Below are 13,529 nucleotides of genomic sequence, written 5' to 3'. Positions count from 1 at the left end.
AAATTACATAAAAAAGTCAATTGGATTCTATTCAAAAGTTTGCTTTTTTTCGTGAACATAGGCCGACGGTGTAATTCCAAATTGCTTTGTAAATGACCTACCAAACTGTGCCTGGGAACTAAAACCCGTCATGTCTGCAACCTGTTGAATCTTATGATCTGTTTTGATCAGCAGTTCCGCTGCCCTTTTCAATCTTGTGATATTGATGAGTTCATTAGGTGAAAGGTTAGATATAGATTTGACTTTCCGATAGAAAGTAGCTCTGCTCATGTTCATGATGTCTGCCAGCTGATCTACATCCAGATCTCTATTGGAGAGATTTTTGACAATAAAGCTATTCAGCTTATCCAGCAGTATCTCATCCGGTTTAGAATGGGCAATACTCTTTAGGTGTATCAAAGGAGAACTCGCAAAATATGCTCTTAGTTTAGCCCTGTTATTTAATAGGCTTTGTATTTGTGCCATGAGATGATTAGGTGAAAAAGGTTTTTCCATGTAAGCATCTGCCCCAATCTCCAGTCCGGTTATTTTAGACTGAGATGTAGTTTTTGCGGTAAGCAAAATCACAGGGATATGACTGATCTCTATGTCCGCTTTAATAGCAGTACAAAGCTCAAAACCATCCATCAGTGGCATCATGACATCACTAACCACGAGTTGTACAGCATGAGTCTTGATAAGACCTAATGCTTCGAATCCATTTGCGGCTTTCAAAATGTTGTAATTACTACCAAGTTCTCCGGACAGATAATCAATAATATCTAAATTATCATCTACCAGCACGATCAATGGTTTTTCCTCCAAAGAGTTTGTCTTTCCTGAAATTTGTTCATAGGAGCTGCCGACATCAACGCCTTTAAAGGGGCGACTTTCCTGTTTCTGTTGTATTGGAAGACTAAGAACAAAAACATTCATTCCCCCTTCATCATGAACACTAAGCTTTCCGCTATGTAATTTTGCTAAAGAACGTGCAAGGGCAAGACCTATACCTGTACCAACTTCAGAAGAAGTTTCGTCGAGTCTTACAAAAGATTCAAAAATCCGCTCCCTCATACCATAAGGAATTAAGTAACCGTCATTTCTAAAAATGATCTGCAAAGTTTCATCAGGATCAGCACAAACTTCGAGTTTTACATTAATGGTGCTTTTTGCGTACTTAACTGCATTGCTGAGCAGGTTACTAAGTATTTTATTAACTGCCTCAGAATCTAAGGAAGCATAAACCGGATTTTCCGGCAATTGGATTTCATAATTAATTTTCTTCCCTTCTGTCGCAGCTTCAAATCTCACAAAGTTTGCATGTAACAAGGCACAGACGTCCGATTTAATGTAATGCAATTGATATTCCTTCGATTCAATTTTCCTGAAATCCAGTAACTGGTTAGTGAGATCAAGTAACCTGTCCGCATTTTTTTCCATAGTATGCAGGTAATTTAACACCTCCGTACCTGGATTAAATTTATTTATTACTGTTTCTATTGGCCCCTTAATCAAAGTCAAAGGGGTCCTGATCTCATGCGTAATCTGTGTAAAGAACTCGATTTTAGCTTCATAAAGCTCCTTTTCTTTCTGATTTTTCAACACCTCCAATTTTCGTTGGTTACGAAGCTTTACCTTGTTGTTAAAATATCGAACAGTAAAATATAGTACAGATAAACACAGTACAAGATAAAAAATATAGGCCCAGATGCTCAACCAAAATGGAGGTGAAATACGAATAGTCAATTTTCTGGGTGTCTCATTCCACTGGCCACTACTATTCGTTGCCTTCACCAAAAAGGTATAAATACCTGGAGACAGTTTGGTATAGAATACCTTTCTGTTCTTTTTGAGATAGGTATAATCCTTATCCACTCCTTCGAGTTTATAGGCATATTCAGCAGTTTCATAGTCTGTATATACTGGAGCCGCAAAATCAATACTAAAAGTAGACTGGTCATAGGTGAGATTAATCTGGTCGGTAAAAGTGATAGATCTTTTCAATGGCGAATTGCCTTCATCAATACGCAACTCTTCATTGAACACCTGGAAACCTGTAATCTGCACCTCCGGAACGATGGCGTTTTTTACAAAACCAGATGGATTAAAAGCGATCATTCCATTTACACTTCCAAAGAACATCTTTCCTGAATCATCTTTAAAGGACGAATTGTAATTAAACTGATCGTTCAACAGGCCATTAGCCTTTGTATAGACACGCATTTTTTCTGTGATGGGATTAAAACATACCAAACCCTTCGAAGTACTCAGCCATAAATTACGCTCTTCGTCTTCTTCTATCCTGTAAAAGACATTACTTGGAAATCCCTCATCTGTCCCATACCTGGTAAACGTACCTTTTGCCTTATCCAGTTTGTTAAGTCCGTTTTCTGTAGAAACCCATATGGTATTGTCTTTTGCAATAAATACATTATTCACAAAATCATTACTTAGACTATTGAGCTTTTCAGGGTGATATTTATAAAATCCCTTTTTCCTGGTGACTGGATTATAAAAATAGAGCCCTTCCCGGATGGGTCCCACCCAAATGTTTCCGTCTTTATCCTCATTGATGCTCATGACGAACAAATAATCCGGAACATCTTTAATCAAGGTAAAATCGTTTGAACCTGTATTGTATTGGTATAATCCATAAGCAGTACCGACCAAAATCTGTCCTGCACGAGTACGATAAATACATTCAATGAAATTGGAATTAAGGGAATTCAACCCAGCTCCCTTTTCGTAATGGCGGACAACTTTACCAGTACGGATATTCATCACATCCAGCCCCTGCTCGTAAGTACCAATCCATAGTTCATCATCAACTGCCATGAGCGCATGGATATTGGTATGTGATATATTGGTTTTTGCACCATCAGGACTAAAAACGCTAAGTATATTTTGACCTGCAGCTAATTTATTCAATCCGGCGTCTTCAGTCCCGATCCATAAATTGCCAAACTTATCTTTAGTAATTTCCCGAACTGCATTCCCACTGAGCGACTTCTCTTTCCCTTTGCCCTGAGCGAAGAATTTATCAAAGGAAGTAAAAGGTTTAGGATAGTAATTAACGCCTCCAAAATAAGTACCCACCCATACGCCACCCTCCTTATCTTTAGACAGCGCATAGATTGCGTTGTCTGAAATGGCATAAGGATCACTGAAGTTTTTTCGTAAATTAGCATACTTGCCCGTACTGATATTGTATACAAATACGCCGGACTCGGTTGCGATCCAATAGATATCTCCTTCGTAATGAAGAAAATTCTTAGCATAAATGCTGGTTTTATCCTGATTAAAAGTCAGCACATCTCTATATGATAATGATTTAATGTCAAACAGCTTAACACCCTGATGTGAAGTACCTATTAAGATAGAATTCCCTGCCGGATAAATTTTATCTATCCATTTTGAAATGACCTCAGACGAATGGTTATACAAATCAAATCCTTCAAAGTAATCTTTGGCTTTGTTGTAACGTTGAATCTCTCCCGTCCTTGTTGATGCCCATAAAGTACCGTCAGCTGTAAAGCAAATGGACGATGCTTCAAAATTCTGGTTATTACTGAGCGGTACTACCTCATTCCTGGCTTTATTGTATCGATAAATGGTAAAATTAGAAATAAAAAGTATGCTGCCTTCCCTATCATCCAATAAATCCCATACTGCTGATTTCCTCGTCGATGCTATACCCTTAAATACCTCCGTAGTATTCTGATAAAGATATAATCCAAAAGAAGTGCCAATCCATAAGCTACCGGATTTATCTTCGCAAATGGAGCGAATTACATTATTCCCTATACTCTTCTGGTCCTTGGGATCATTTCTGAATACCTTAAAATTATAACCATCGAAGCGATTGAGTCCGTCTTTAGTGCCAAACCACAAAAATCCTTTGGAATCCTGCAAAATACTAAATACAGAGTTGTATGACAGCCCCTGTTCAACCTGGTAATGTCGGAAATGAAAAGGCTGTGCTTTCAGTAAATTAGCGCAGTTACACAGAAAAAGCAAAATTAAGAATAACCTTTTCAATTTATATTTGGTTGTTAGACATGATACAATTGTAGCGGACGCATTATGTTGCTGCCAGAAATTTGAGACAAAATGCATAAAAATTGAGACATATTAATGAAGCTAAAGCGTTTTATTTGAATATTAATTGTCGCAACACCTAAGACTGCGCCAATAAATATTTTAACCACAAAAAACCAAATATTCGATTTTATGAAACTAAAGACCTATGTAGTCGGACTATTCCTTAGCCAATCTCTTATCGTCTCAGCACAAACATGGAAGCCTGTACCAGGAAAAATTGCTTCACCATGGGCGGAAAAAGTAGATCCTTTAAAACCTTTACCAGAATACCCTCGGCCACACCTGACCAGGAACAACAACTGGAAAAATCTAAATGGCTTGTGGGATTATGCCATCACTGGAAAAAATGAAACACCTAAGGCGTATCAGGGAAAAATCCTTGTTCCTTTTGCTCTGGAGTCTTCTTTATCAGGAGTTGGAAAAACCATAGATAAGAACAATCTGCTTTGGTATAAAACCAGCTTTATTATCCCTTCGACAATGAAGAACAGCATTTTGCTTCATTTTGGTGCCGTAGACTGGAAAACAGACATTTGGGTAAACGGACAAAAAGTTGGTTCGCATGAAGGTGGATTCGATCCGTTTACATTTGATATTACCGTGTTTGTTAGAAAAAGCGGGAAACAGGAACTTACCATCAGCGTATGGGATCCAACAGATGAAGGACCCCAGCCAAGAGGTAAACAAGTAAAAAAACCTGAAGGCATTTGGTATACTCCGGTTAGTGGGATTTGGCAGACAGTCTGGCTCGAAAGTGTACCTAAAACTTATATAGCTTCAACCAAACACACACCTGATATTGATGCGAAAACAATCTCAGTAAGCGCAGATGTACAGTCGATTGTTAGTGGTGACAAAATCAGGATCACTGCTTTTGATGACAAAACCAAGATAGCGGAACAGGAAGTTGATGCAAATACAAACGCCACATTAGCTATCGCCAATCCAAAATTATGGTCACCAACCGACCCATTCTTATACGACCTGAAGATTGCCGTTATTAGAAACGGTAAAGTGATTGATGAAGCAGGCAGCTACTTTGCCATGCGTAAATCTTCAATCGGCTTGGATAAAAATGGTGTGCAGCGCATGCTGTTAAATAATGAATTTGTATTTCAATATGGGCCCTTAGATCAGGGATGGTGGCCAGATGGATTATACACAGCCCCTACTGACGAAGCGTTGAAATTTGACATCATTAAAACTAAGGAAATGGGTTTTAATATGATCCGAAAACACATTAAAGTTGAACCTGCACGCTGGTATTATGAATGCGATAAAATGGGGATGCTGGTATGGCAAGACATGCCAAGCGGAGATCTAGGTAACCATTGGGAGCCTAAACTGGGCCAAATGGGCGGAACAGATAAGAACCGGACACCAGAATCTGAAGCAATGTACCGCAAAGAATGGAAAGAAATCATGGATGATCTACATAACTTTCCGAGCATTATTGTGTGGACACCTTTCAACGAAGCATGGGGACAGTTTAAAACCAAAGAGATTGCTGAATGGACTAAAGCAAAAGATCCTTCTCGCCTGGTCAATAGTGCGAGTGGCGGCAATCATGTGATCACCGGTGATATCGTTGACCTCCATCATTACCCTGACCCTCAGATGCCTCGTCCTGATCTATTTGGCCCTACTCATGCCATCGTATTGGGTGAGTATGGCGGATTGGGATTACCGGTACCCGGGCATACCTGGAAAGAGAAAGATAACTGGGGATACCAGAGTTTCAAAACTGCTGATGAGCTTTTCGAGAAATACGCATCGTTTATGAACAGAATGGAATACCTGATCAAAAAAGGGCTTTCAGCTGCTGTATATACACAGACTACAGATGTGGAACAGGAAACCAACGGATTGATGACTTATGACAGAAAGATAATCAAAGTACCTGAGGCAAAACTTAAAGAGGTGACGAATAAATTGTACAATAAATCACTGGTAGAACTTAAATAATAAGCGTATTATGAGTTTTAACATAAAAAATACAATAATCCTGATGGCTTTCTCGCTGTCAGGATTACCTGTACAATATAGTATTGCCCAAAGTATCAAAGCGGAGGTAGTAAAAACGACCAGCAATAATATACCTAACAGCTACTATGTAAGTAATAAAGCTCCCCTGCTCAACAATCACTTTATAAAATTGCCTATTGGCACCATTAGCCCGGGAGGATGGCTTAAGCAAGCGTTAGTACTCCAAAAAAATGGCTTGACAGGAAATCTAGGAGAGATCAGTATTTGGCTTTCTAAAAACGACAATGCATGGTTGAATAAAAGCGGTGTGGGAAAACACGGATGGGAAGAATTGCCCTACTGGCTAAAGGGCTATTCCAATATAGGCTACATGCTCAACGACGATAAAATGATCACAGAAACCAAATTCTGGATCAATGCGACATTGAACAATCAACGTGACAATGGTGATTTTGGCCCATTTGTAGAAAAAGGAAATGGTAAACGGGATCTTTGGACAAATATGCCGATGCTTTGGTGCCTTCAATCTTACTATGAGTATACTAAAGATTCAAGGGTTATCGATCTGATGACCAAATATTTCAAATGGCAATTGAGCATTCCTGATGATAAATTATTGGAAGATTACTGGGAAAAAAGCCGGGGCGGAGATAACATTACCAGTATCTATTGGCTTTACAACCGTACCGGTGACAAATGGTTGCTTGATCTCGCAACGAAGATTGACAAGAACACTGCCAACTGGAGACAAACAGACAACCTGCCCAACTGGCACAATGTAAATATTGCACAATGTTTCAGGGAGCCGGCTACCTATTACCTGCAAAGTCATGACAAGAATGACCTGGCAGCTTCTTATAGCAACCATCAACTGATCAGGAATATCTATGGACAAGTTCCCGGAGGTATGTTTGGAGGCGATGAAAACTCCAGAAAGGGTTATGACGATCCCAGACAAGCTGTAGAAACCTGTGGCCTGGTAGAACAAATGACTTCTGACCAAATGATGCTCGGCATAACAGGAGATACATTTTGGGCAGAAAACTGTGAAGATGTAGCTTTAAATACCTTTTCTGCAGCGTTTACTCCAGATTATAGGGCTTTGCGTTATTTAACCGCCCCGAACATGGTGATCAGTGATGCGAAAAACCACCATCCCGGCATAGATAATACCGGCCCCTTTCTGATGATGAATCCTTTCAGCAGCAGATGCTGTCAGCACAACCATGCTGCCGGATGGGTATACTATGCTGAGAATACCTGGATGGCTACACCTGATAACGGAATTGCTGTCCAGCTTTATGTGGAGGGTGAAGTTAAAGTAAAAGTAGGCACCGGCACTGATATCACTCTTACCCAAACTACGAAATATCCTTTTGACGATTTGATCAACATCACAGTTAAAACGCCAAAAGCAGTAAACTTCCCGCTATACCTCCGTGTACCGGAATGGTGCAAAAATCCCATTGTAAAAGTGAATAACAAAATGATCCCTGTAAATACCAGCGGCAGTGAATACATTAAACTGAGCGGATCATGGAAGAACGGAGATAAAATCGCTTTAGAGCTCCCAATGAGTTTAAAGGTAAAGACCTGGGAGAAAAACAAGAACAGTGTAAGCGTAAACTACGGCCCATTGACGTATTCTTTAAAAATCGAAGAGGATTATATACAAAAAGATAGTAAACAAACTGCTATTGGAGATTCACAATGGCAGCCTGGTGCTGACCCCAAAAAATGGCCTTCTTATGAAATCCACCCTAAAACCGCATGGAACTACGGACTGATACTGGATGCAAAGCATCCTGAAAAGTCTTTTAGCATTGTTAAAAAAGCCTGGCCTAAAGACAATAACCCCTTCACAAACAGCAATGCTCCTATCGAGCTAAAAGCTAAAGGGAAACTGATCCCCAAATGGGGAATCGATCAATATGGATTAGCTGCTGTGCTTCCTCAGAGCCCTGTGATAACTGAAGAAGCAGTAACTACGTTAACCTTAGTACCTATGGGCGGCGCGAGACTGAGAATTTCTGCTTTCCCGGTAGTAAAATAAAATAACAGGGATTAAAAATTCTTTATAAAAGGCTGATCTTTAGAAGATATCAGCCTTTTATTTATTTAAAAACAAAGATTTTTTGAATGCATTATTTTCATACATTTGGCGCATTATTTTAACAGCCATGGGCCATCATAAAAACATTCAAAAATTAAGTGCAGCGGGTTTATTAATTAGTCTTGGAATCATATACGGTGATATAGGTACATCTCCACTTTACGTTTTTAAAGCAATAATTGGAGAAAGGTTGATCACCCAGGATTTGATTCTGGGGGGACTCTCCTGTATCTTCTGGACGCTAACACTTCAAACTACCATCAAATACGTGGTCATCACCTTACAAGCAGACAATAAAGGTGAAGGTGGTATTTTCTCGTTATATTCTTTGGTGAAGCGTAAGGCGAAATGGCTCATCATTCCTGCGATGATTGGTGGTGCAGCACTGCTGGCTGATGGAATTATGACACCTGCTGTAACTGTTTCTGCTGCCATTGAAGGATTAAGTCTCATTTACCAGGACCTACCGACCGTCCCTATTGTACTTGCCATTATCACAGCACTCTTCATTCTCCAGCAATTTGGAACTTCACTTGTGGGAAAAGCCTTTGGCCCCATCATGTGGTTATGGTTCACCATGATCGCCGTGCTGGGCTTTATTTACATATTGGAACTTCCGGAGATCCTTAAGGCGATTAACCCTTATTATGCCATTCATATTTTAACTACAAACCCTGAAGCCTTTTTAATCATCGGAGCGGTATTCCTTTGTACTACCGGAGCGGAAGCTTTATATTCAGATCTCGGACATTGTGGCCGGTCAAACATCCGCATTAGCTGGATTTATGTAAAGGCTTGTCTGGTTTTGAATTATATGGGCCAGGGTGTTTGGTTATGGAAGCTACAGGGTACCAAACTTGGCGATGTAAATCCGTTTTACCACCTGATGCCAGATTGGTTCCTGATTTACGGTATAGCCATTGCAACGGTTGCTGCTGCCATAGCCAGTCAGGCATTGATCTCCGGATCTTTTACGCTGATTGCTGAAGCTGTAAGGCTGAATTTATGGCCTAAAGTAAAAATCAACTATCCCAGTGAACAAAAAGGACAACTATATGTACCATCTATGAACTGGATTCTCTGGGCAGGCTGTATTATAGTGGTACTTATATTCGAGAAATCAGTAAATATGGAGGCTGCTTATGGATTGTCTATTACTGTGGCAATGCTTATGACTACCATTCTTGTTTCGGTTTTCCTGATGCGGAAGAAAGTACCTATGGGTTTTATCATTGTATTCCTGACGATTTATGGAATCATCGAACTGACGTTCCTGGCAGGAAACGCAGCGAAGATACTTCATGGTGGCTGGTTCACATTAATTCTTGGTATCGCTTTATTCTCAGTTATGTGGACCTGGTCTAACGGACGTAGAATAAGGAATAGATACATGAAATTTGTTGATATTGAGGAGTTTTTCCCGATGATCAAAAACATCAGTGCTGATGCTTCGATTGCAAAGTATGCCTCTAACCTGGTTTACCTGACCAGTGCGAATTTCAATACAGAAGTTGAATCTTCTGTTATTTACTCTATCATTCAAAAACATCCAAAAAGAGCCGACGTATACTGGTTGCTGCATGTGGACGTTACCGATGAACCCTATACTATGGAATATGAAGTCGACCCAATGATTCCCGGGAAACTAATAAGAATTGACTTCAGATTGGGCTTCAGGGTTGAACAACGTGTTAATGTTTTATTTAGAAAAGTAGTCGAAGAACTGGTAAAAAGCGGCGAAATCGACATTACAAGTAAATATCAATCCCTACAGGCGCTCAAAATCCCTGGAGATTTTCGTTTTGTTGTGTTGGAAAAAATCCTGTCCAATTCAAATAGCCTTAAATTTATAGAGCGTATCACCATGGCTTACCATAGAATACTAAAACATCTGAGTATATCAGAAAGACGAGGTTTTGGATTAGATTCAAGTTTTGTTACCGTTGAGCAAGTACCATTAACTGTAGACATACCAGATCCGATCATATTGAAGAGAATTAAATAGTAATGAGAATAAGTGAGTTAGCTACTTTCATGAAAATAACCTAAACTTTTTTGCAATTTATTTAGCAAAATAAATTTAAAATTCTATCTTTGCACCCTCTTCAAACAGAAGATGATTCCGTAGCTCAGCTGGTAGAGCATTACACTTTTAATGTAGTGGTCCTGGGTTCGAATCCCAGCGGGATCACAAAAAGCCTCAGAGAAATTTGAGGCTTTTTTGTTTAGAATCAATATGCAAATCCTTATAGTATAATTTACATCCTTCATCAATAAAAGCAACTAACTATTTTGCAGATATGGTATCCTTAAAAAACACAAATCTCTTACTTTCGTCATAATCAATCGGAGTATTTGGATTGTAATGAGGTATTCCTACTGTATACATTACCATTCCTTCCCCCATGATCAGTCTATCTCCTCTTTTGAGTAATGCCAATGGATTTCTGTTCCATTTTGGCAAGCCATAATGTTGGAAATTATAATCTCCGATCATCGTATCTCCCCTCACAACACCACGTATATCGCCTGAATCTTTATATGCGCCACGATAACGAATCTCCAGTACCCCTTTGAAGGTTGCCGGTGATAGCATCTCAATCGTAGCAATGGCAGTATCTCCATTGTTATCCGCTACATACCTTATTATAGGGTTTTTAGAGACATCCTCATAACCTGTCTGAATACATCCCTCTAGTGCCATAATCAATATGGCAAATAAGCCGGCTTTTTTTAAATCCATATCCTGCGAATATACTCAGTTTAAAAAAGCATCTGTTTATCATATCACTTTTTTAGAATTCAATTTATGTAGACAATAGAGAATTACAGTAACAACAACATTACTTAACACTACTGTCTTTCAGACACTTTATTTCTTCATAGCAAAAATTATCTGTAAATTTAATTACACACACAAATGATGCATTATGAAAAAAATCTTTATGATCCTATTGGCATTGCCCATAGGCCTGGCTGCACAAGCCCAACTCAAAACTGATACCTGCCTGACAAAAACCATTGTCAATCCTTCGGGAGGCATATCTACTTTGGTTAAAAATGGACACATCAGCACATTGATCAATCCTGCCGGAGGTTTATCGACGCTTATTAAAAACGGAAACATTACCACCATCATTAAACCGAATGGCCAGGTAGCTACAGCAGTAAAAAATGGCGACGTTACAACAGTTATTCAACCGAATGGCGGAGTTTCAACAGTGATCAGTCATGGTAGCGTTTCAACTATTGTTAATCCAAACGGAACCCACTCTACAATGATTGATCACGGCGCTGTGAGCATCATCGTAAATCCCGATGGCACACATTCAGTGGTCGTAAATCAGTAAGTTAGTTTTTATCCACTTTTTGGAGGGTCTTAGCCACTCCTTTTATAAACAGGTAATTTACAGTACCGCCTATCGCTCCCCCTACTATCGGGATCAAGCGCTGGGCGGTCTTTGAACCCACATTCAGGATAATTTTCTCTGCCACTTCTTCCATAATGTTTTTACTAATGGCAAGCCCTGTATCAGCTTTAACAGAAGAGGCAACAATCTTAAAGAAATCTTCGAATCTGATTTTATATCTTCCGGTATTATGATAAGATACCGCTAAAGTTACCCTAAACTGTTGAGTGATTAGGTTAATGACATCCAGAGGAATACCTATAGCCATTGTACTTATCCCCCCGGCTCCTGTAATCAATCCAGACCCCGCAGCCATTAAAGCACATTGATTTACAAATCTATCAATGCCGATTGTATCCACACCTTTCTTTATCCCTAACTGGTCTATCTGACTAAAGATCTGTTTAAAACCGCCTTTCGAAAGCTCATTAAACCCGAATTTGATCCCTGACTTTACTCTACTCAGACTAAATCCCTTCTTCATATTCATCCTGCTCATCCGTTTATATTAAGTACTTTACACTACCTGTACTACTTTCATGCCAGACCCATAGATGAACCGATAATAAAATAAAAGTCTATCTGTTAGTAAAAAGATCTTTTATGTATTTACCAGCTTTACCAATCGCTCCAATTTGCTCAGAAATTGTTTCTATAAGATTACTATCTGCCTGTTCTATATCGCCCATATTGATTCCTGATTCCAATTGCTTAGGATATAAAATGATCAGACTCTGATCCAGGAAATAATTCGACAAATAATAAGGCAATTTGTTGAGTTGAGGAATGTGAGAATTGTGCCCTTTACGCGATGAGACAATGATAAATAAATCATTTGCTTTTAACTCCCTGCTGAAAATCAGAAAATCATCCCAGTTACCGAACTCGTTAAAGTTTATTTTCACCACATCGGGAGACCGCTCTATAATCTTTTCAATGGCGTGATTGGTAACCGGTGTACCATAAAAATTGACAGCTATACCGGCTTCTTTAGCAATCATCATTAGTTTCTTCAGCCAGTGAAGAAAGCCTGGCTCTGTTTCCGCTTTGGGTGGCATAGCAACTACAATTCGCTTAAAGGTATTAAGAGGCTGCGTAGGCCTGTAGATATAGATGGTTTCATGAACCCTTCTGATAATATTCTCGGCCTTAGTACCCAAAAAAGTATGCTGATCTGATTTCTTGTGCAGTCCAATCACGATATCGCTAACTTCGTATTCTTTAATCGTGTAGACAATACCATTACTGATACTTGAATCATATCTGGTAACCGGAATGATATTATTTTCTGAAGCCGCAGCATGAGAAACAGCTTTTTCCAGAATTTTCCTCGAAGCCCCTAAAGTATTGTTCCCCTCATCATCGATCACATTGAGGCCGTAAATTGGAGCATGTGCTTTCTTAGATTTCAGCATTACCCCAAAATCCACAAGTTGGGTCACCATATCCGGGTAGGCCAGCGACACCAATATCTTTTCATTTATCTGTTCATCTGACACATTTGTATCTTCTTGATCCTGATCAAGCGCCATTTTTTTTGATGCATCTTCTACGACAAATGAACTCACGCCACAGCTCACCAATATCAGTATGATCGTTCCGTTAAGCACATCCTCATTTAAAAGTCTGATGGGTTCTCCTGAAGCAGTTTCTCCGGTTATGATATTATATCCCACCAAGATGATGGCCAATGTTGCAGCCGCATGTGAAGCACTCAGACCAAATATCATTTTCCCTTCAGTAGCCGTAAGTTTAAAGATCCTTTGCGTAAGCCAGGCAGCAAGATATTTTGTCGCCAATGCAACAAAAAGAATAATCCCGGCGACCCTCAACGCCCCCCATCCTTTAACGAGCATAGTAACATCAACGAGCATACCCACGCTGATCAGAAAAAAAGGAATAAACAAAGCATTTCCAACAAAGTCTATTCTGTTCATTAA

8 protein-coding genes and 1 tRNA gene are annotated in these 13,529 nt (G+C 39.5%); 5 read left to right on the top strand and 4 right to left on the bottom strand.

The window, feature by feature from the left end; translation table 11 throughout:
• Window positions 1-27: 27 nt before the first annotated feature.
• Window positions 28-4,017: a hybrid sensor histidine kinase/response regulator transcription factor gene (locus FA047_RS04720; RefSeq protein WP_225872630.1), complete on the bottom strand. Its 3,990-nt coding sequence runs from the start codon at window positions 4,015-4,017 to the stop codon at window positions 28-30.
• Between the two features lie 192 nt (window positions 4,018-4,209).
• Between FA047_RS04720 and FA047_RS04715 the strand changes: the two genes are divergently transcribed.
• The 4 genes from FA047_RS04715 to FA047_RS04700 all read left to right on the top strand — a co-directional run bounded on the left by FA047_RS04715 (window position 4,210) and on the right by FA047_RS04700 (window position 10,370).
• On the top strand, window positions 4,210-6,045 hold the full coding sequence (locus tag FA047_RS04715) for a glycoside hydrolase family 2 protein (protein WP_136834811.1): 1,836 nt from the start codon (window positions 4,210-4,212) through the stop codon (window positions 6,043-6,045).
• Window positions 6,046-6,055: 10 nt separating this feature from the next.
• Window positions 6,056-8,119: a beta-L-arabinofuranosidase domain-containing protein gene (locus FA047_RS04710; RefSeq protein ID WP_136834810.1), complete on the top strand. Its 2,064-nt coding sequence runs from the start codon at window positions 6,056-6,058 to the stop codon at window positions 8,117-8,119.
• Window positions 8,120-8,246: 127 nt separating this feature from the next.
• Window positions 8,247-10,184: a KUP/HAK/KT family potassium transporter gene (locus tag FA047_RS04705; protein ID WP_136834809.1), complete on the top strand. Its 1,938-nt coding sequence runs from the start codon at window positions 8,247-8,249 to the stop codon at window positions 10,182-10,184.
• Window positions 10,185-10,297: 113 nt separating this feature from the next.
• Window positions 10,298-10,370: transfer RNA gene (locus tag FA047_RS04700), tRNA-Lys, on the top strand.
• A 96-nt stretch (window positions 10,371-10,466) separates the two neighbouring features.
• Here the strand turns inward: FA047_RS04700 and FA047_RS04695 are convergent.
• Complete coding sequence (locus FA047_RS04695) at window positions 10,467-10,922, bottom strand: hypothetical protein (protein WP_136834808.1); 456 nt, start codon at window positions 10,920-10,922, stop codon at window positions 10,467-10,469.
• 187 nt (window positions 10,923-11,109) lie between these two features.
• On the opposite strand from FA047_RS04695, the gene FA047_RS04690 reads away from it, so the two are divergent.
• Complete coding sequence (locus FA047_RS04690) at window positions 11,110-11,529, top strand: hypothetical protein (RefSeq protein ID WP_136834807.1); 420 nt, start codon at window positions 11,110-11,112, stop codon at window positions 11,527-11,529.
• Between the two features lies 1 nt (window position 11,530).
• Here the strand turns inward: FA047_RS04690 and FA047_RS04685 are convergent, their stop codons facing one another.
• Window positions 11,531-12,088 (bottom strand): EcsC family protein, encoded by a 558-nt coding sequence (locus FA047_RS04685; protein WP_225872629.1) that lies wholly within the window; start codon window positions 12,086-12,088, stop codon window positions 11,531-11,533.
• Between the two features lie 79 nt (window positions 12,089-12,167).
• Complete coding sequence (locus tag FA047_RS20985; RefSeq protein WP_262709968.1) at window positions 12,168-13,526, bottom strand: cation:proton antiporter; 1,359 nt, start codon at window positions 13,524-13,526, stop codon at window positions 12,168-12,170.
• Window positions 13,527-13,529 lie beyond the last annotated feature (3 nt).

Source organism: Pedobacter frigoris, from assembly GCF_005116445.1.
In the GTDB taxonomy this organism is placed as follows: Bacteria; Bacteroidota; Bacteroidia; order Sphingobacteriales; family Sphingobacteriaceae; genus Pedobacter; species Pedobacter frigoris.
The sequence above is the reverse complement of the archived record's forward strand: the minus strand, read 5'-3'. Positions and strand labels throughout refer to the sequence as shown.